Origin of the sequence: Sphingobium sp. BS19, assembly GCF_027925545.1 — a bacterium.
Taxonomy (GTDB): Bacteria; Pseudomonadota; Alphaproteobacteria; order Sphingomonadales; family Sphingomonadaceae; genus Sphingobium.
On sequence record NZ_BSEF01000001.1, the window covers coordinates 306,592 to 325,182 of the forward strand.

The following is an 18,591-nucleotide window of genomic DNA, read 5'->3' on the forward strand; positions in this document are numbered from 1 at the left end:
AAGTCATATCGATGCTGATACGCTGCGGATATACCATTAGCTTCGCCACCGAACTGAAGACTGCGATGATGGCCCTGTTGAGCGTACATCCTTCGCGCCATCAGGATCTGCGGACACCACAGCGGCTCATGGCCGACCCGGATATCCCACTCTATCACTATGAAGACAGTTTCGGGAACGTCGCCACGCGCCTTACGATCCCGCCTGGCGGAGTGACGTTGTCATGCGACTTCGTGATCGAGCATAGCGGAGAGCCGGATGTACGGGCACCCGACGGTCCCAAAACGCCCGTCGAAGATTTGCCCGATGCAGTGATGCCCTTCTTGCTGGGCAGCCGCTATTGCGAGACGGATCGACTTATGGATGTCGCCTGGACGAACTTTGCGCACTATGCTTCGGCGCGCGACCGGGTCGATGCGATCGTGGACTTCGTTCATAACCATATCGAATTTGGCTATCACCACGCGCGGTCTGACAAGACAGCCTGGAACAGCTATCAGGAACGGCAAGGCGTGTGTCGGGATTTTGCGCATCTCGCCGTTACATTATGTCGATGCATGAATATTCCGGCACGCTATTGCACCGGCTATCTGGGGGATATCGGCATCCCCCCTGTCGACGCACCGATGGATTTCAGCGCATGGTTCGATGTGTATATCGATGGCGACTGGTACACATACGATGCCCGCCACAATCAGCCGCGCATCGGGCGCATATTGATGGCACGCGGTCGCGATGCGACTGATGTAGCCTTGACCACGGCCTTTGGCCTGGCAAATCTGATACGGTTCGATGTGCATACCGATGAAGTGCAATCTATTGAATGATCCGCGGTCCAATCCGCTGCTGCCTTGGGATGGACATCTTGGCTCGCCACCCTTCGCGCGGGTGTCCATCGTCCATCTACCTGATATTTCAGGCTATCATCTTGAGGTCGCTGCAGGGGAAGTGCGCGACGATTGGAATTCACGTGTCGACTTATTGTTCGCGGATCACCCTTAGGCTTCTGAGGTCTTATCGGGATCTCTGCCCCGCTCGCGGTCAAGAGTGCGCATAACTGGCGTCACGGTAAGCCCGTGGAGCAGGATCGACAATGTGATGACAAGCCCAACGAGGCCCCAGAGCCTGTCTGCGCCTGCCACATCGACATGGTTTAACCCATAGGCCAGATAGTAGATCGATCCGACACCGCGAATGCCAAAAAAGGCAAGTGTAATCTTCTCGCCCAAATCCGCGCGATAGCCGATAAGACCGATCATCCCCGTAACCGGGCGAACGATCAGCAGAATGATCAATGCGACAACCGCATCCACCCATGTGACCGCCGACAGCAAGCCACTGACCAGTGCGCCGCCGAACAGCAGCAGCAAAACCATCATGGCCAACCGTTCGATTTGTTCGGTGACGTCGTGCATGTCCCGCTGAAATTTATGATCGCGATGGGCGTGCCGGAAACTTAACGCAGTTACGAAGACAGTCAGGAAGCCGTAGGCGTGACCGATCTCCGATACGCCATAGGACACGAACGTTGCCGCCAGTGCGATCAGCCCGTCCCCGGTCTTTGCCAGCTTGGTCTCGGCAGGAACATGGAAGGTAAGCCATCCGAAAAGCCGCCCGATAACCCAGCCCGTGCCGATGCCAACCGCCGTTTCCCACAGAACGCGATAGCTTAGCCATTCAGTGAACCACGGGTCCGATGTCCCCGCGACCGTTATCAGTATGATTGCCAGATGGACGACCGGGAACGCGAGGCCGTCGTTCAGTCCGGCTTCGGATGTAAGACCAAACCTAACCTCATCCTCCTCGCCGCTTTTGGGAGGGCCGACCTGTACGTCGGCGGCCAGAACGGGATCGGTTGGCGCTAGGCTGGCGGCAAGCAACAACGCCACCGCCCATGGCAGGTCCATCCCCCAAGCCGCTATTAAGGTAATCGCAACGATGCCAAGCGGCATGGTGATGGCCAGCAATCGCCAAGTGATCGACCAGCGTCGCCAGGCAAACACACGATCGATCTTAAGGCCCGCGCCCATGAGCGCGATGATCACGACGAACTCGCTGAAGCGCTCGGCTATATCGGGATACAGGATCGGCAATGGCCGCAACGTCACCTGAGGCAGTGAGAACAACGCCGCGCCCAAGGCAATGCAGACGATCGGCAGCGACAATGGCAACCGTTTAAGAGCCAGAGGCAACCATGCCACCAGCGCTATCAGTATGCCCATGCCGGTCATCATTAGGATATACGGCTCTGGAAGCCATGCGTCTGGAATCATCGCGCTTCAACGTACGACATTGCCAAATGGACCCGTACAGAACGCATGATGCGAACACCGGATATGATGGAGAGGGTGAAGTCGCTATTTTTCTGCACGCTTGGTGCAGTATTCGCGCTGAAGGCGTTCATGCCAAAGCATGGAAGTCCTATCATCTTCCGACTGCAATGAAACATGAGGACCAATGACCCTTCCCCAATGGCTTTCCGTTGCAACACTCGCTGGCATGATGGCGCTCTTCCTTTGGGGGCGATTCCGTTATGACGTAACGGCGATCATCGCGTTGCTGGCTGCATTGTTGATCGGCGTGGTGAAACCTGCCGATGCCTTCAAAGGCTTTGCAGACGACATCGTCATCATTGTGGGGTCCGCGTTGGTGATGTCGGCTGCGGTGCAACGGTCCGGGGTGATTGAGATCGCTCTGGGATTTGTCTCACGCCGCGTCAAAAGCGTCCGGTCGCAATTGCTTGTTCTTACCGCTTCTGTCGGTGTGTCCTCTGCCCTCGTTAAGAATGTCGGCGCGCTCGCAATGCTGATGCCTGCCGCGTTCCAGATCGCCAAAAAGGGGGGCACTAATCCTTCGGTCTTTCTGATGCCCATGTCATTCGCTTCCTTGCTGGGCGGCCTAATGACGCTCGTTGGAACATCGCCCAACATCATTGTGAGCCGCGTACGCGAGGACATGACTGGCGAACCTTTCGCCATGTTCGATTATTTTCCGACCGGCTTCGGACTACTGGTGGTCGGGCTGATTTTCCTGCGCTTCGGCTATCGCCTGCTTCCTCGCGATCGCCGCGCTGCGCCGACCATGGGCGAAGCACTCAACATATCGGGATATGTGACGGAAGCATCCGTGGTGGAGGACTCTCCGGCTATTGGGGAAACCATCGCGGAATTCATCGAACGTCACGATAATGAAGTCGTGGTCACCAGCCTCCTGCGGGGGGATATGCAAGGCACCGTCCATCCCAATGTTCATTTGCGCGAAGATGATGTCCTCATTCTGTCCGGTGAACCCGACGCTCTGGAAAGGGTTATAGCGCGCGATCGTCTGGTTCTAACGGGTGAAGATACGGCTGAAGCAGAGGGGCGGGAAGCCGATGAAATCGGCGTGATCGAAGCCGTTGTGACTACCGACTCCGTGCTGATAGGTCGAACGGCTGGACGTCTCTCCCTACGCAAACGCTTTGGGATCAACTTGATTGCGGTGTCCCGCGCAGGCGAGCATCTGACCCGGAAGATCGGCCAGATCGTCTTGCAGGCCGGTGACGTGATCGTCCTTCAAGGGCCGGTCGACCTGCTCCCGGATCGCCTGCGTCAGCTTGGCGCCTTGCCGCTTGCAGCACGTGCGATGCGGCTTGGTAAATCCAAGCGCGGCTGGCTTCCCATCGCCATTCTGGCGGCGGCCATGGTCGCGACGGCCACCGGACTGGTTCCGGTGGCCGTCGCCTTCTTCGCGGCCGCAGGTCTGGTTATCATCACCGGGGCTCTACCCGTTGACGAAGCATATGAAGCGGTGGAGTGGCCCATCCTCATCATGTTGGCGGCGCTCATTCCCGTCAGCGAAAGCCTCCAGACGTCCGGCGCATCGAATGTAATTGCCACGGGATTGGCGCAGGCCGCAGCCGTGCTACCGCCTTGGGGTGCTGTGGCGTTGATTCTGGTAGCCGCGATGGCCGTAACGCCGTTTCTCAACAATGCGGCCACCGTGTTGGTCATGGCCCCCATCGCAGCGGTGTTCGCTAACGATCTGGGATACCGACCCGAAGCGTTCCTGATTGCGACAGCGATGGGAGCCGGGTGCGATTTCCTGACGCCGATAGGGCATCAGTGTAACACCCTTGTATTCGGTCCGGGCGGATACCGGTTTGGCGACTATGCCAGGCTTGGCGCGCCGCTATCGCTGCTTGTGGTCATCGTCGGGACGCCACTCATCCTATGGACGTGGCCGCTGCACTGAAAAAATGCAGTAGCGCAAAGTTGGAGCGGGTAGCGGGGATCGAACCCGCATCACAAGCTTGGAAGGCTAGTGCTCTACCATTGAGCTATACCCGCTTGTCGGCCTATCGACCGATGCAGGACGCCATTGCCACCAGCATGGCCGGGTCGTCAACAGGATTACGAACGAAAAATAGCCGTGCAAAGGCAAGCAGTGCCATGGCTCGCCGTTGCTTACGCCGTTTCGAGAAGCCGTTGACCTTTACGGACGCGCATCCGGCGGGTTTCTGAAAGTGCTGTGTCGCGCGTCCTGATACCCTCCATGAAATGCCATGCGCCCGTCACATCATCGGGCGTGATTGCTATTGAGACATATCCACGGCGGCTGGTGTCACAGAAGACTAAATCTCGATTTGTGTCCTGCAATGCCTTGGCGACATCGGCTGGCGCGATGTTTGGCACATAGGCTTCGAATCCGGGCGAGGTGACGCTGTGTCCGGCAAATTCGACGCCTGCACGCTGCATCTTTCCGCCGGTATCGGTGTCGCCCAGATTATAGCCCCATGCATTATGGCTGTCGCCTGAAAGGACGACCATGTTCGCGTCGGCGGCGAGAGCCGCTTCGTACAGGCGCGTGCGGGCAGCGGGATAGCCGTCCCATGCGTCGAGATTGAACGGCAGCCCGGCACGGGATGCAGCGACGGGCGCCATCGTTCTGGCACGTACATAATCGGGTGCCGTTGATGGAACCCAATTGGCCGCCTGCGCGGGGAAGCGACCGCTGCCCATTACAATTTGCTGCGCCAATATTTGCCAGCCGGTGCCTGCTTTAGTCGATGCGGCAAAGCCGTCGTACAGCCATTTTTCCTGACGCATGCCCATGACGGTGCGATCCTTGGCGCTCCACGGACCGTCACGGAATTCTGCAAGCGCCTTCGCGATGTCGCCGCGTCCGGCAAGCGCCTCCGACAATTCAAGCTGCTTGTTTCGGCCAGTGATGCGCGTTTCCGGGCGGAACAGCGTTGCCAGCGTGCCGATCTGATAGGTGGAATAGGGCGCGTCCGACACGGGCATCCACTCGCGGTAAACGCGTTCTGCTATCGCCTTGCGGGTCGCCCAGTCACCTTCGCTTTCAGCCTGATGATTTTCCGCGCCATTTTCATACGCATCGTTGGCAAGTTCATGGTCGTCCCACTGCGCGATCATTGGGAACATTCGATGCAGGTCTTGCAGATCGGGATCGAGGCGATAGGAAGCATGGCGCAGGCGATAGTCAGCGAGCGTCACAATCTCATGGCTCGGCTCAATAAGACGGCCGGGCAAGGCTTCCTTGGCGGTAGGATAGGTCCCCACGGGATATTCGTAGATATAGTCGCCGCAATGCACCATCAGGTCCAGATCCTTGCGCTGCGCGGCATGGGCATAAGCGTTGAACCAGCCGAAGGGCAGGTTGGAGCATGAGAAAAGGCCGATGCCGAAGCGCGAGACATCGCCTTGCGGCAATGTCCGCGTGCGACCGATCTGGCTGATGCTGCCATCCGGTGCGATAAAGCGGTAAAAGTACCATTGCCCTGGTTGAAGGCCAGTCACCGTAAGCTTTGCGGTGTGATCGGCTTCGCCCTTGGCAATCACATCGCCGCCGCCCACGACTTTGGTAAAGCCGATGTCGCTCGCCACTTCGCAGCGTAGCTTGGTGTCATTGGCAGCCACGAATCGTGTCCACAACAGCACCGAATTGGCGGACGGTTCGCCGCTGGCGATGCCATGCGAAAAGCCCCGCGCCGCCAATATGGCCGCCGCCCCCGGAATGGAAAGCGCGCCCAGGCCAAGCACGCTGGCCTCGATAAGTAGACGGCGATCGATCAAAACTGTCATCTCGGAAATCCTCATGCGTATGCTTTTCCGATGCACCGTCGCAATGACGCCCTCGCGACGCGCAGATTACGAAACGGAGACGAAATGAAGATCGTGCTGTCACACTGATCGGTGGACTGGACGGGGGTCGGAGTTGTCGGTTACGGCGTGGGGCTGTTCCATTTTTCTTTATGAAAGTGTCCCTCGATGACTCGCACACTGATTTCTTCCGGCTCTCCCTTTGAAGCGCAGGTCGGCTATTCACGCGCCGTGGTGCAGGGGGATTGGTGTTTCGTGGCCGGGACGACAGGTTACGATCCCGAAACGCGGGCGATGCCTGACGATGTTGCGGATCAGGCGCGTAATGCCTTGGCGGTCATCGGAAAAGCCCTGAGCGAAGGCGGCTTCAACTTCGGCGATGTCGTGCGCGCGACTTATTACATCAGCGACGCGGCGTATTGGGATGCGATTGGGCCAGTGCTGGGCGGCGTGTTCGGTTTTATCCGACCGGCAGCGACGTGCATCGTCTGCGGTCTGGTGAAACCGGAGATGAAGATTGAGATCGAAGTTACCGCGCTGCGCAACGCCGCTTAAGCGTTGTAGGAACAGAATCATGACGATCACGATGTATGGCATCAAGAATTGCGACACGATCAAGAAAGCCCGCACGTGGCTGGACAGCAACGGCATTGCCTTTGCCTTTCACGATTACAAGGCATCCGGGATCGACGCAGCGACCGTGCGCCGCTGGGTGGATGAGCATGGCTGGGAAGTAATCCTCAACCGGGCGGGTACGACGTATCGCGCTCTGCCCGATGCGGACAAGCAAGGCATCGATGCGGACAAGGCCGTGGCACTGATGGTCGCGAACCCCTCGATGACCAAACGCCCGGTGCTGGACCTGGGCGATCGGCGGCTCGTCGGGTTCAAGCCGGATGCTTATGCAGCGGCATTCGCATGACCGTCATGTCGACGTCATGCACATGCGATAAGCGCGCTTGATGTTGAAAACTCTGTTTGCCGCCGCGCTGCTGGCGGCTATGCCGATGGTCGCTATGGCCACCGATCCGATCATCATTGCCCACCGCGGCGCCAGTGGCGAGCGTCCCGAACACACGCTCGCAGGATATGAGCGTGCGATTGATCAGGGCGCTGACTTTATCGAGCCCGATCTGGTGCTGACCAAGGACGGCGTTCTGGTTGTGCGGCATGAGAATGAAATCGGCGGCACGACCGACGTTGCGTCCCATCCTGAATTTGCCGACCGCAAGGCGACTAAGACCATCGACGGCGAGCAGATTACGGGGTGGTTTACCGAGGACTTTACGCTCGCGGAGTTACGTACCTTGCGCGCGCGGGAACGGCTGCTGGAAGTGCGCACCGCGAACCGACGCTTTGACGGTCTGTATCAGGTGCCGACATTCGAGGAAGTGCTCAAGCTGATCGACGCGAAAAATGCCGAAACGCGGCGGCGCATCGGCGTGTATCCCGAGACCAAGCATCCCAGCTATTTCGCCTCCATCGGTTTGCCGCATGAAGCGAAGTTGCTCGCGCTGTTGGACCGCTACGGATATACTTCGCCCGACGATCCGGTATTCATCCAATCGTTCGAGGTGGACAATCTGAAAGCCTTGCGCGCGAAAACGCGCCTGCGTCTTGTTCAGTTGGTCGATGCGCAAGGCAGTCCGGCCGACCATCCCGAAACATCCTATGCGGACATGCTGACCAGCGAAGGCATGAAGCAGATCGCGCGCTATGCCAATGCCATCGGTGCGAATGGCACGCTGATCGTTGCGCCTGACGGCCGCGATACTGGGTTCGTGGCGCGCGCGCATGATGCCGGAATTCAGGTGCATATGTGGACGTTGCGCGCAGAAAATATGTTCCTGCCGCCCGCGTTGCGGCTCGGCGATGATCCTGCGGCACATGGAAATTTTGCGGCAGCGGTGCGGGCGCTGGTGGCAACAGGCGTGGATGGGTTTTTCACGGATTTTCCGGGGCTGGCCCGCGCATCTCTCGCACCCTAAAAACGAAGCTGACACTATCTCTTCCTGAACACTTGATATTGCCGGCATATCGGTGGAATGAGAGACATGCTGTCTCAAAAGACCCGTTATGCCATACGCGCTCTGCAACATCTGGCGGATCAATATGGGCAGGGACCAGTTCCGCTCACGGACATTGCCGAGACGCAGAAGATACCCGCCAAATTCCTGACGGTGATCCTGTCCGAACTGTCGCGTGAAGGGCTGGTCGATACGCAGCGCGGACGCGATGGCGGATATTGGCTGGCACTGTCGCCGATCGACATCAGCTATGGCGATATCGTTCGGTTGACGCGAGGATCGTTGGCACTGACCCCTTGTGCCAGCCGATTCGCGCACGAGACCTGCACCAATTGCCTACCGGAATCGGAGTGCCGCTTGCATCGACTGATGTTGCGTGTCCGTGACGAGACGGCGCGCGTTCTGGATGGCATTAGCCTGGCAGAGCCTGTGCCGCTGGACGTGGAATAGCCCCACGCTACGATCCCGTTTCCGCCTGCCTAAAATTCGCCACATTTTGGCGCTGCTCTATTGTCTACCATAATAATAGAATTACCTGTTACGTGCAACAAGCAAGGAGCAGGACGATGGATCGATTCGTGCAGTCGGGTTCACTGCAAGGTGGACGAACACAGCAGCCCGTGGTGCTGACCGTCCCTGGCCTCAACAACAGTGGTCCGGGACATTGGCAAACCTTGTGGGAAGCGACACGGGGTGACTGCCACCGGGTGGACCTTGGCAGCTGGGCGAGTCCCACCCGCAATAGCTGGGTAAACCGCCTGGATACGGCCATCCGGGAAACGGCACATGGCTTTGGTGCGCCCATCATTCTTGCGGCACACAGTTTGGGTTGCCATGCAGTCGCCTGGTGGGGCGCGTTGCAAAGTCAGCCTTATGGGTGGCCGGTGGCAGGCGCTCTACTCGTCGCACCCCCTGATTGCGAGCGTATGGAAACGCCGGAAACCATCGGCGGATTTGCACCCGTTCCCCGCGCTGCCCTACCTTTCCCGTCAATCGTGGTGGCCAGTCGAAATGACCCCTATATTTTCTATGAGCGGGCGCACAGCATCGGCAAAAATTGGGGCAGTCAGATCGTCGACGCCGGACATAGCGGTCACATCAACGCGGAAAGTGGTTTGGGCGAATGGCGCTTTGGCCAGTCATTGCTCGACCATCTGATTGCGCTATCCGAAGATCAAAGCGCAGCACCACAATCTGCGCCGCCCAGGTTGTCCAGATCGGTATCTGGCGCAAACGGTTGCTCCCAAGGCATCCATGAGGTGAGAGGATAGTTTATCTTGCAATCCCCCGAGCATTGCTTTTTTGTCTATTGTATAAGTTGAGATATGTATGATGGCAGGAGGTGAACGATGAGCAATGACGAGCCGGAACGCTTTATCCGACCTGCGCGCCCTGCCTCAGCGACTACGGGCGAAGCAGGCCGGATCAACATCGATGCAAGCATCGCGGCGATAAAAACGGCTTTGGAATCGTTGCGGTTCGGGTCGATCACTTTGACCGTGCATGATGCGCGTGTCGTGCAACTTGATGTGACGGAAAAGACGCGTTTTTCTGCCTGATAGAGACAAGCGCTTTTCCAAGCTCTGCTAAATACAGGCTTCGACCGGACCCCCGGAGACGCCGTTATGTCCAATCCGACAACGGAATGAAGAGGGGTTTCAATGAGCATTCGTTTTCTGTTGCTCGCCACGGCGGCGAGCGCACCAATAGCCGTGCCTGCAGCATATGCGCAGGAGGAAGCAGCGCCGGTCGATCAAGCCGCGACATCCAGCGATGCTAGCAACTCCGGGATCGTCGTTACGGCCCGTCGTCGTGTCGAAACGGCGCAGGAAGTGCCTTTGGCAATTTCGGTCATCAATGGAAACAGCATAGAGGCGACGGGCAATTTCAACATCCAGAAACTTCAGCAGCTTACGCCCACGCTACAAGTCTACTCGTCTAACCCGCGCAACACGGCCGTCAACATTCGTGGCCTCGGCGTGCCATTCGGCCTGACCAGCGACGGGTTTGAGCAGGGCGTCGGCATCTATGTCGATGACGTTTACAATGCGCGGGTCGCCGCTGCTGTGTTCGACTTTCTGGATGTGGCTCAGGTCGAAGTGTTGCGCGGTCCGCAAGGCACGCTCTACGGCAAGAATACCACGGCGGGTGCGATCAACATTACGACCAATCAGCCCACCTTCGATTTCGAAGGCAGAGCCGAAGTGACGTTCGGTAACCTGAATTTCAAACAAGCCAAAGCAGCCGTCTCTGGCCCGTTGTCGGACAAGGTGGCCGTCCGCATCGCTGCGTCGACCACCTCGCGCCGCGGCACTATCTACAACGTAACGTCGGATCGCTGGGTTAACGAGCAGGACAATCTGGGCGTGCGTGGCCAGTTGCTGTTCAAGCCGAACGAGGATTTGAGCATTACCCTTGCCGGCGATTACAGCAGGCAGGATCCTGAATGCTGCGGCACTGTGTTCGTGCGCGTCGGTCGGACACAGCGTGCGCTCGCACGACAGTATGATGCATTGGCGGCTGCACATAACTATACCGTGGTGAGCCGTAATCCGTTTGATCGCTTGACCGACGTCAATTCGCCGTTGAGCGCAGGAAACATAATCGGCGGTGCATCGCTGAAGGTCAAATGGGACGTTGGCCCCGGTACGCTGACATCGGTAACGGCGTGGCGGTTCTGGGACTGGAAGCCGGAAAATGACCGTGATTTCATGGGGCTAGATATCGTGTCTGCATCGAACAACCCATCGCAGCAGGACCAGTATTCCCAGGAGTTGCGGTACAATTATTCCGGGCAGAAGTTTGATTTCGTGCTGGGTGCGTTCGCGTTCAATCAGCGGATCGACACGCAAGGTTTCGAGCAGCAGGGATCGGCGTCCAGCAAATGGAACCTTACTGGAGCACTGGCCAACAACCCTGCCGTTCTGCAGGGCCTGACTGCACGCAATACACAAAACCTCAAGAGCACGAGCGTTGCTTTGTTCGGTCAGTTAAGCTGGAAACTTACCGACGCCTTGACGCTTCAGCCCGGTGTTCGTTTGAATTACGATCAGAAGTCGGGCTTCTATCAGCGTGTCGTAACGACCGGGGCCGGCGCTATCCTGACGTGCCCGCAACCGGCAGGGTCCATTGGCGCGGCTCAATGCGGCATTTTCTCTCCGCAGACCAGTGCACCATCAGATAGCGACTGGAACTTCACTTACGACTTTACTGCCAGCTACAAAGTTGCCTCCGACGTTCTGGCGTACGCGACATATGCCAAGAGCTTCAAAACCTTTGGTATCAATCAGAACGGGCTGCCGACCGACGCTGCCGGCAACCCGTTGCTGTCGGAAATCAAGCCGGAATCGGTCAATCATTTCGAGGCCGGTATCAAGACGCAGGTTTGGGATCGCAAAGCCACCCTCAACCTTGCGGCGTTCCGCACCGACATCAAAAATTATCAGGCAACTGTTACCAACGGCCAGCTTGGTGTTCTGCGCGGCTATCTGGCCAATGCGGGCAAGGTCCGGTCGCAAGGCATCGAGGCCGATTTCTCGATCCGTCCGAGCGAGCGTTTCACCGCCTATGTCAACGGTGCCTACACCGATGCGAAATATGTGAAGTTCGTAGATGCCCCTTGCCCGCCCGAGCTTTCGGGCGGAACGACGGTGACGGCAGGGCAGACCGCCAGCGCGCCGGGTACTGCGGGTGGGCTAAGCCCAGCAAACTGCGACATTTCCGGTCAGCGCTTGCCCGGCGTTTCGAAGATATCGCTGTCCTATGGCGCGGAAGCCAATGTGCCCGTCACCTTGCTGGCCAGGGAAGGCCAGGTGTACCTTGGCGTAGATGGCAATTATCGTTCGCGCTTCTCGTCCAACCCGTCACCGTCCGACTACACCTGGATCAAAGGCTACGCCGTGACCAATTTCCGGCTTGGCTTCCGAGGGGGCAATCTCGACCTGTTCGGTTGGGTGCGTAACGCATTCGACGTGAACTATTTCGAACTGCTTCAGACTGCGCCCAGTAATGTCGGCTTGGTGGCTGGTCAGCCCGGCGACCCGCGCACCTACGGTCTGACTATCAAAGGCAGTTTTTGATACCTTTTCGTAACGAAGCGGGAGCCGATTGGCGGCTCCCGCGTTTCCTTCCGCAGTCGATACGATAATAGTCAGTGGAGGTCCTACATGCAGCGTTACAAAGCTCTCTTTATCCTGTTGCCATTTGTCTTGGTAACGCCGGTCCATGCACAAAATCAAAGCAAGGTAGAGCGCGCCGTAACTCAACCGTTGCGCGATACGCGTATCAAGGATGACAAGATCCCGGAGATCTTGCAACTGGCCGCCAGCGCGCCTTATTCCACCCGAAATATGCGCACCTGCAAACAGATCAGTGCGGAAGTATTGAAGTTGGGTACCGCACTTGGCCCCGACGCGGATGCGCCGGAGAAGAAAAAAGGTGAAGGATCGGCATTGGCTGCTACCGCTGCTGGCGAAGTCGTCAGGTCGATCTTGCCGGGACTCGGCTTGGTGCGCGTCATTACTGGCGCAGACAAACAGCAGCGCCGCGTCGAAGCGGCAGTATATGCCGGGTCTGTCCGCCGGGCATTTCTTAAAGGGATGGGCCTGAACAAAGGCTGTGCTTTCCCGGCAGCACCCAACAAGGCGGCTCAAGCGGAAGTTCCCGAACTCTTGCCTGACAAGGACGACTAATCCTTACTTGGTTTGCGCCTGCTTTGCGGCTGGGGTAGAGCGCAGCCATGTCCACGACTTTCACCATCGATACTTCGACCAGCCGCGCCAACCCCACGCCTGCGCCAATGAAACGCCTCACCGTTCCGGCGATCCGTGCGCGAAAGGCGGATGGAGTGACCGCAGAGCCTATTGTGATGCTGACGGCGTACACCGCCCGCATGGCACAATTGCTTGATCCGCACTGCGATCTTCTGCTTGTTGGAGATTCGTTGGGTCAGGTAATCTATGGCTTGCCATCGACGGTCCCGGTCAGCCTCGACATGATGTGCGCGCACGGTGCCGCTGTCGTCCGTGGCAGCTATCACTCGGTCGTGATCGTCGATATGCCGTTTGGCAGTTACGAGGCGTCCCCCGTACAGGCGTTCGAAAGTGCCGCGCGAATCCTCAAAGAAACCGGCGCGGCTGGCGTAAAGCTGGAGGGCGGGGAAGCCATGGCGGAAACGATCGCTTTCTTGTTGGCGCGGGGTATTCCGGTGTGTGCGCATGTCGGCTTAACGCCTCAAGCCGTCAATGCGCTGGGCGGCTATGGCGCGCGGGGACGCAGCGAGGCGGAAGCCTCCAAAATCCTGCGCGATGCCAAAGCGGTTGCGGAAGCGGGATGTTTCACCATGGTAGTCGAAGGCGTATTGGAAGATGTCGCCGATGCGATCACAGCCGCAGTGCCTTGTCCGGTCATCGGGATAGGCGCCTCAGCCAGGTGCGATGGGCAAGTTTTGGTGACCGAGGACATGCTTGGCATGTTCGACCGTGTACCGCGGTTTGTTAAACGCTACGAAGCAATGGGCGATATGATCGCAGACGCAGCGATGCGCTATGCCAGTGATGTCCGCGACCGGAGCTTCCCTACCGACGAACAGGTGTATCGCCCGAAAAAGTAAGTTGCGCAAAGGCAACGGATCGCTAAGGTCCGCGGCCAATTCCCCCCTGTTTTGCTGTATTACCGGAGAGCGATGTTGGCCATTACGCCACAACCCAATGAAGCCTTTATGCGCGAAGTCGATGACGCCGTCCGACAGGATCGGATGCTGCGCTTTTGGCAGAATTATGGCCGCTGGGTCGTTGGCGCGATCGTTGCAGGTTTGATCGCATTCGCCGGTTGGCTCTATTGGGAGCATCACAGCGCCCGCAAGTCCGGTGAGACCGCCGAGGAAATGGCGAAGGTGCTTGATGTGGTGGCTGCTGGCGGTGTGCCCGATGCGGCCAAGCTGGACGCTCTGAGCAAAGCGGACCAGTCGGGTTATCGCGCAGCCGCGCAATTGGCGAAGGCGGCAGTCGCTGCAGGTAAGGGCGATACTGGGGGCGCTTTGGCGATCTATAAGGCGATGGCAGCGGACACGAGCCTTGACCAGCCTTATCGTGATCTCGCGCTGGTGCGGCAGACGTCGATTGAGTTCGACAAGATGAAGCCTGCCGATATCGTCGCGCGGATGAAGCCATTGGCGGTCGCTGGCGATCCCTGGTTCGGCAGCGCAGGTGAAATGACGGCTATTGCCTACATGAAGATGAGCAAGCCCGATCTGGCAGGGCCTATTTTTGCAGCCATGGCCAAGGACAAAACTGTGCCGCAGACGATCCGTTCACGTGCGCGACAGATGGCGGGCTTATTGGGTATCGATGCAATCGAAGCGATTGAAAATGAGGATAGCGGCAACAATGCGCAGTAAATTGATCCGGAGCGGTGCTCTGCTGGCTGGCATCGCGTTGCTGGGCGGATGTGGCATAATTGGCGGAAAGAAGGGCGGGCCGAAGACGCCGGTCGTCGGTAAGCGCACCTCGATTCTGTCCACTGAGCAAGGCGTAGAGGTCGATCCCGCACTGGCCGAAGTTGCCATCACCCTTCCCGAAGCGGTGGCGAATGACGAGTGGTCCCAGCATGGCGGCAATCCGTCGAAGGCGATGGGGCATGTTGCTTTGGGTGCATCGCCTGCGCAAGCCTGGAGCGCGACAATCAGTGGTAGCACGCCACGCGCCCGACTGGGCGCATCGCCTGTGATATCCGGCGGCAAGCTGTTCGTGATGGATGCAGAAGCGCGGGTCATCGCTATGGACGCCGGGACCGGTGCCCGTCTCTGGCAGACCGCACTGCCTGCTGAGGGCAATGGCAGATCCCTGTTCGGTGGCGGCGTCAGCGTCGTGGGCGATCGCGTCTTCGCTTCCACCGGGGTAGGCGATGTCGTGGCTCTCAATGTTGCCGACGGTTCAATCGTCTGGAAAAAGCGTCCCGGCGGTCCATTGCGCGGCGCGCCGACGCTAGCCAACGGCCATGCTTATGTCATGAGCCAGGACAATCAGATTTTCGCTCTTAACCAGAGCGATGGTGAAACCCAGTGGACAGAGTCCGCTACGCTGCAAGTAACCGCCGTGTTTGGCGTAGCCGCTCCGGCCGCGGCGCAAGGCACCGTGCTGGCCGGGTATAGCTCAGGCGAACTCAATGCCTATCGTTACGAAAATGGTCGGACGCTTTGGGGAGACGCATTGTCCCGGACCAGCATTTCGACGGCTGTTGCCACGCTGACCGATATCGACGCTGATCCAGTGATCGACCGTGGACGTGTCTTTGCCATCGGCCAGGGCGGGCGCATGGCTTCCTACGAACTCACCAGCGGGCAGCGTTTATGGGAAATCAACATTGCTGGCATTTCGACGCCATGGGTCGTCGGCGAATGGGTCTTCGTCGTCACCGATGACGCCAAGCTGCTTTGCGTGGCGCGCGCAACGGGCAACATTCGCTGGATCAGTCAGCTTGATCGTTGGCGCAAGGCCAAGAAGAAGACCGGCGCGATTCGGTGGACCGGCCCCGTGCTGGCGGGCAATCGATTGATCCTGGTATCTACGCAGGGCGATATGCTGTATGTCGATCCGACCACCGGCGCGGTCCAGAAGGCGGAAGACATGGATCGCTCCATGTCATTGTCGCCCGTTGTCGCTAACAATACGCTGTATATTCTTGCGGATGACGGCAAGCTGACAGCATTGCGGTAACGCCCGCTCACGCCCTATAGTTGTGGCCGTTCGGTCAGCGCCCCATGGAAGATATTCCGGCAGGCGCCGACCGAGCGGCATTTGTTTTTTAAGGAATAGAAGCGGCCATGTTGCCCACAGTAGCCATTGTCGGGCGTCCCAATGTGGGCAAGTCCACCCTTTTCAACCGTCTCGTCGGCAAGCGACTGGCGCTGGTCGATGACCGTCCCGGCGTGACGCGCGACCGGCGTGAAGGGGATGCCACGCTGGTGGGTATGGATTTCCGCGTGGTCGACACCGCAGGCTATGAAGACGAAGATCCGCACACCCTTCCGGGCCGGATGCGCCAACAGACCGAGGCTGCGGTGGCAGAAGCCGATGTAGCACTGTTCATGTTCGATGCACGCGATGGCGTAAATCCGTTGGACGAGGAAATCGGACGTTGGCTGCGCGGCGGCAACACCCCGGTCGTGCTGGTCGCAAACAAGGCCGAAGGCAAAGCAGGCGATGTCGGCGTGATCGAAAGCTATGCGCTGGGTTTCGGGGCGCCGGTCGAACTGTCTGCCGAGCATGGCCAGGGTTTGGTGGAACTGTTCGAGGCGCTGCGTCCGCATTTGGAAAAAGACGAAACCAATACACCGGACGATCCTCCTGCATTCTACGAAGACGATGAGAGCGCGCCGCTCAAGCTGGCCATTGTGGGCCGCCCCAACGCAGGCAAGTCAACGCTGATCAACCGCATATTGGGCGAAGATCGCCTGATTACTGGGCCGGAAGCGGGGATCACGCGCGACAGTATTGCAGTCGATTGGACATGGACGTCTCCGGAAGGCGAGGATCGGATCGTCCGCCTGATCGACACTGCCGGTATGCGCAAGCATGCCAAGGTGCAGGACAAGCTGGAAAAGCTGGCGGTGGCTGACGGCATGAACGCCGTCAATTTCGCCGAAGTCGTCGTTTTACTGCTCGATGCCACTCTGGGTCTGGAATCACAGGATTTGCGGATCGCCGATCGCGTTTTGCAAGAGGGTCGCGCCCTCGTCATCGCAATCAACAAATGGGATGTCGCCGAACATGGCTCGTCTTTATATCAGGGCATCAAGAAAGCGCTGGAGGACGGTCTGGCGCAGGTGCGCGGCGTACCGCTGATGACGGTGTCTGCTGTCACCGGCAAAGGCATTGACGATCTGATCAAGGTCGCATTCGAAACGCGCACGGCTTGGTCGCAGCGTGTGTCTACCGGCGCGCTCAACCGCTGGTTCGAAACGGCGCTGGAAAATAATCCACCGCCCGCGCCGGGCGGCAAGCGAATCAAGCTGCGGTATATTACGCAGATCAAGACGCGCCCCCCAAGCTTCGTTATCTTCGGGACGCGACTCGAAATTCTGCCGGAAAGCTATCGTCGCTATCTGGTAAATGGTATCCGACGGGAACTGGGCTTCGGCGCGGTTCCTGTTCGCCTGACTCTGCGAAGCTCGAAGAACCCGTTCGATAACTGACGCCAATTGTTGTGAGCGACGTGCCGATTATCGATGCGCGAGGCATGCGCTGCCCGTGGCCAGCGCTTAGGGTGGCACGCGCCATGCGCAATGTCTGTGCGGTCATGGTTTTGGCTGACGATCCGATAGCGCCGACCGAACTGGCAGCGTTGGCAGAGCAACAGGGTTGGGAGATAGCGCGTATAGCGGATGATCGTGCTCCAGCTTTCAGGCTGGAGAGGCCAACACGCTCTTAAACGGCTCATTTATGGCGATTTAACGCTCCATTTACCCCTCTCATATTACACATCGATTCAAGTGGGCGCATGATTGCGCCTTTGGGAGCATCGAACGTGTCACATATGGACGCCAAGCTGATCGACTTTACGGACTTTGCACAAGCGCGCGCAGAGCTTGGTACCGATTTCGTTCGGATATTGGGATATTTCAAAGAAGACGGGACTAAATCGGTCGCCGCGATCGAGGAGGCTATGCGTGCGCGCAATGCGACTGCTTTGGTTCTGCCTGCTCATACGTTGAAGGGGGAATCGCGGCAGTTTGGCGCGGAACGTTTGGGCGACATGGCTGAAGAAATCGAAATGGTGGCGCGACGTTGCGTGGAATATCACGAAAGTCCCGAAGAACTGATCGAGATCGTCGTTGCGCTGCGTGGCTGTTTCGCGGAAACGATTGCTGCTCTTGAAGCCGATTCAAATCCACTTGTGACACGCCGCCCCGGCGGGTTCGGGCGTAGGCTCGAACCGACCCAGGGACTGACGCGGCTCTAGGCTCACTGGCGTCAGTCTTCCGCAGCTTCCGACTGAAGCTGAATGTAGTTCTGAATTCCCATGCGTTCGATCATTTCGAACTGGGTTTCCAGCGTATCGATATGCTCTTCTTCGCTTTCAAGGATGTCGGCGAATATATCGCGCGTCACATAATCCCGGATAGACTCGCAATAAGCGATACCGTCCTTGAGGGGCGGCAATGCTTCATATTCAAGTTCGAGATCGGACTTCAAAATCTCTTCGACATTTTCGCCGACTTTGAGCCGTCCGAGAAGCTGGAAATTGGGCAGGCCGTCCAGAAACAGGATGCGCTCAGCCAATTTATCGGCGTGCTTCATCTCGTCGATCGATTCCTCATATTCAAACTTGGCGAGCTTCTTCACGCCCCAGTGATTGAGGATGCGGTAATGCAGGAAATATTGATTGATCGCGGTCAGCTCATTCTTGAGCACGTCGTTAAGATAGTCGATGACCTTGGGGTCGCCCTTCATGGGACATGC

Annotated in this window: 19 protein-coding genes and 1 tRNA gene; 16 read left to right on the top strand and 4 right to left on the bottom strand. The window is 58.2% G+C overall.

The window, feature by feature from the left end; translation table 11 throughout:
* Nucleotides 1–11: 11 nt before the first annotated feature.
* Nucleotides 12–827 (top strand): transglutaminase family protein, encoded by an 816-nt coding sequence (locus QMG56_RS01505; RefSeq protein WP_281820800.1) that lies wholly within the window; start codon nucleotides 12–14, stop codon nucleotides 825–827.
* Nucleotides 828–998: 171 nt separating this feature from the next.
* Here the strand turns inward: QMG56_RS01505 and QMG56_RS01510 are convergent, their stop codons facing one another.
* Nucleotides 999–2,222: a sodium:proton antiporter gene (locus QMG56_RS01510; protein ID WP_281820801.1), complete on the bottom strand. Its 1,224-nt coding sequence runs from the start codon at nucleotides 2,220–2,222 to the stop codon at nucleotides 999–1,001.
* A gap of 235 nt (nucleotides 2,223–2,457) precedes the next feature.
* On the opposite strand from QMG56_RS01510, the gene QMG56_RS01515 reads away from it, so the two are divergent.
* Entirely contained in the window at nucleotides 2,458–4,233 is a 1,776-nt protein-coding gene (locus QMG56_RS01515) for an SLC13 family permease (protein WP_281820802.1), read from the top strand.
* A gap of 21 nt (nucleotides 4,234–4,254) precedes the next feature.
* Here QMG56_RS01515 and QMG56_RS01520 read toward each other — a convergent pair.
* Nucleotides 4,255–4,328: transfer RNA gene (locus tag QMG56_RS01520), tRNA-Gly, on the bottom strand.
* Nucleotides 4,329–4,445: 117 nt separating this feature from the next.
* Complete coding sequence (locus tag QMG56_RS01525; protein ID WP_281820803.1) at nucleotides 4,446–6,086, bottom strand: alkaline phosphatase; 1,641 nt, start codon at nucleotides 6,084–6,086, stop codon at nucleotides 4,446–4,448.
* Nucleotides 6,087–6,272: 186 nt separating this feature from the next.
* Between QMG56_RS01525 and QMG56_RS01530 the strand changes: the two genes are divergently transcribed.
* The 14 genes from QMG56_RS01530 to QMG56_RS01595 all read left to right on the top strand — a co-directional run bounded on the left by QMG56_RS01530 (nucleotide 6,273) and on the right by QMG56_RS01595 (nucleotide 18,091).
* On the top strand, nucleotides 6,273–6,659 hold the full coding sequence (locus QMG56_RS01530) for a RidA family protein (RefSeq protein ID WP_281820804.1): 387 nt from the start codon (nucleotides 6,273–6,275) through the stop codon (nucleotides 6,657–6,659).
* 19 nt (nucleotides 6,660–6,678) lie between these two features.
* A complete protein-coding gene (locus QMG56_RS01535; protein WP_281820806.1) occupies nucleotides 6,679–7,026 on the top strand; it encodes an ArsC family reductase in 348 nt (115 codons plus the stop codon).
* 40 nt (nucleotides 7,027–7,066) lie between these two features.
* Nucleotides 7,067–8,092, top strand: a complete 1,026-nt coding sequence (locus QMG56_RS01540; RefSeq protein WP_375713609.1) for a glycerophosphodiester phosphodiesterase — start codon at nucleotides 7,067–7,069, stop codon at nucleotides 8,090–8,092.
* Nucleotides 8,093–8,158: 66 nt separating this feature from the next.
* The gene (locus tag QMG56_RS01545; RefSeq protein WP_281820975.1) at nucleotides 8,159–8,581 is read left to right on the top strand and encodes an Rrf2 family transcriptional regulator; all 423 of its coding nucleotides are present in this window, start codon (nucleotides 8,159–8,161) and stop codon (nucleotides 8,579–8,581) included.
* A gap of 116 nt (nucleotides 8,582–8,697) precedes the next feature.
* A complete protein-coding gene (locus QMG56_RS01550) occupies nucleotides 8,698–9,402 on the top strand; it encodes an alpha/beta hydrolase (RefSeq protein WP_281820807.1) in 705 nt (234 codons plus the stop codon).
* A 78-nt stretch (nucleotides 9,403–9,480) separates the two neighbouring features.
* A complete protein-coding gene (locus QMG56_RS01555; RefSeq protein WP_230188571.1) occupies nucleotides 9,481–9,690 on the top strand; it encodes a YezD family protein in 210 nt (69 codons plus the stop codon).
* A gap of 102 nt (nucleotides 9,691–9,792) precedes the next feature.
* Nucleotides 9,793–12,210, top strand: coding sequence for a TonB-dependent receptor (locus tag QMG56_RS01560; RefSeq protein ID WP_281820810.1), 2,418 nt, complete (start codon nucleotides 9,793–9,795; stop codon nucleotides 12,208–12,210).
* Nucleotides 12,211–12,297: 87 nt separating this feature from the next.
* A complete protein-coding gene (locus QMG56_RS01565) occupies nucleotides 12,298–12,822 on the top strand; it encodes a hypothetical protein (RefSeq protein WP_281820812.1) in 525 nt (174 codons plus the stop codon).
* 47 nt (nucleotides 12,823–12,869) lie between these two features.
* Nucleotides 12,870–13,742 carry a 3-methyl-2-oxobutanoate hydroxymethyltransferase gene (panB, locus tag QMG56_RS01570; RefSeq protein WP_281820813.1) on the top strand — a complete coding sequence of 291 codons (873 nt, stop codon included), beginning with the start codon at nucleotides 12,870–12,872 and terminating at the stop codon, nucleotides 13,740–13,742.
* A 75-nt stretch (nucleotides 13,743–13,817) separates the two neighbouring features.
* A complete protein-coding gene (locus tag QMG56_RS01575; protein WP_230188628.1) occupies nucleotides 13,818–14,528 on the top strand; it encodes a tetratricopeptide repeat protein in 711 nt (236 codons plus the stop codon).
* A complete protein-coding gene (locus QMG56_RS01580; protein ID WP_281820814.1) occupies nucleotides 14,518–15,846 on the top strand; it encodes a PQQ-binding-like beta-propeller repeat protein in 1,329 nt (442 codons plus the stop codon). Before QMG56_RS01575 ends, QMG56_RS01580 begins: the two co-directional genes overlap by 11 nt.
* A 107-nt stretch (nucleotides 15,847–15,953) precedes the next feature.
* Nucleotides 15,954–17,324 (top strand): ribosome biogenesis GTPase Der, encoded by a 1,371-nt coding sequence (gene der, locus QMG56_RS01585; RefSeq protein ID WP_281820815.1) that lies wholly within the window; start codon nucleotides 15,954–15,956, stop codon nucleotides 17,322–17,324.
* A gap of 11 nt (nucleotides 17,325–17,335) precedes the next feature.
* Nucleotides 17,336–17,560, top strand: coding sequence for a sulfurtransferase TusA family protein (locus QMG56_RS01590; RefSeq protein WP_281820816.1), 225 nt, complete (start codon nucleotides 17,336–17,338; stop codon nucleotides 17,558–17,560).
* A gap of 105 nt (nucleotides 17,561–17,665) precedes the next feature.
* Entirely contained in the window at nucleotides 17,666–18,091 is a 426-nt protein-coding gene (locus tag QMG56_RS01595; protein ID WP_375713621.1) for an Hpt domain-containing protein, read from the top strand.
* 11 nt (nucleotides 18,092–18,102) lie between these two features.
* Here the strand turns inward: QMG56_RS01595 and bfr are convergent, their stop codons facing one another.
* Nucleotides 18,103–18,582: a bacterioferritin gene (bfr, locus tag QMG56_RS01600; protein ID WP_281820817.1), complete on the bottom strand. Its 480-nt coding sequence runs from the start codon at nucleotides 18,580–18,582 to the stop codon at nucleotides 18,103–18,105.
* Between the last annotated feature and the right edge of the window lie 9 nt (nucleotides 18,583–18,591).

What these genes read in the sequence shown, in the direction of transcription:
- QMG56_RS01525 (WP_281820803.1), bottom strand. Translation starts at nt 6,086, where the DNA reads ATGACAGTTTTGATCGATCGCCGTCTACTTATCGAGGCCAGCGTGCTT.
- QMG56_RS01545 (WP_281820975.1), top strand. Translation starts at nt 8,159, where the DNA reads ATGCTGTCTCAAAAGACCCGTTATGCCATACGCGCTCTGCAACATCTG.
- QMG56_RS01530 (WP_281820804.1), top strand. Translation starts at nt 6,273, where the DNA reads ATGACTCGCACACTGATTTCTTCCGGCTCTCCCTTTGAAGCGCAGGTC.
- bfr (WP_281820817.1), bottom strand. Translation starts at nt 18,582, where the DNA reads ATGAAGGGCGACCCCAAGGTCATCGACTATCTTAACGACGTGCTCAAG.
- panB (WP_281820813.1), top strand. Translation starts at nt 12,870, where the DNA reads ATGTCCACGACTTTCACCATCGATACTTCGACCAGCCGCGCCAACCCC.
- QMG56_RS01540 (WP_375713609.1), top strand. Translation starts at nt 7,067, where the DNA reads ATGTTGAAAACTCTGTTTGCCGCCGCGCTGCTGGCGGCTATGCCGATG.
- QMG56_RS01595 (WP_375713621.1), top strand. Translation starts at nt 17,666, where the DNA reads ATGGACGCCAAGCTGATCGACTTTACGGACTTTGCACAAGCGCGCGCA.
- QMG56_RS01580 (WP_281820814.1), top strand. Translation starts at nt 14,518, where the DNA reads ATGCGCAGTAAATTGATCCGGAGCGGTGCTCTGCTGGCTGGCATCGCG.
- QMG56_RS01555 (WP_230188571.1), top strand. Translation starts at nt 9,481, where the DNA reads ATGAGCAATGACGAGCCGGAACGCTTTATCCGACCTGCGCGCCCTGCC.
- QMG56_RS01510 (WP_281820801.1), bottom strand. Translation starts at nt 2,222, where the DNA reads ATGGGCATACTGATAGCGCTGGTGGCATGGTTGCCTCTGGCTCTTAAA.
- QMG56_RS01560 (WP_281820810.1), top strand. Translation starts at nt 9,793, where the DNA reads ATGAGCATTCGTTTTCTGTTGCTCGCCACGGCGGCGAGCGCACCAATA.
- QMG56_RS01515 (WP_281820802.1), top strand. Translation starts at nt 2,458, where the DNA reads ATGACCCTTCCCCAATGGCTTTCCGTTGCAACACTCGCTGGCATGATG.
- QMG56_RS01565 (WP_281820812.1), top strand. Translation starts at nt 12,298, where the DNA reads ATGCAGCGTTACAAAGCTCTCTTTATCCTGTTGCCATTTGTCTTGGTA.
- der (WP_281820815.1), top strand. Translation starts at nt 15,954, where the DNA reads ATGTTGCCCACAGTAGCCATTGTCGGGCGTCCCAATGTGGGCAAGTCC.
- QMG56_RS01550 (WP_281820807.1), top strand. Translation starts at nt 8,698, where the DNA reads ATGGATCGATTCGTGCAGTCGGGTTCACTGCAAGGTGGACGAACACAG.
- QMG56_RS01535 (WP_281820806.1), top strand. Translation starts at nt 6,679, where the DNA reads ATGACGATCACGATGTATGGCATCAAGAATTGCGACACGATCAAGAAA.
- QMG56_RS01505 (WP_281820800.1), top strand. Translation starts at nt 12, where the DNA reads ATGCTGATACGCTGCGGATATACCATTAGCTTCGCCACCGAACTGAAG.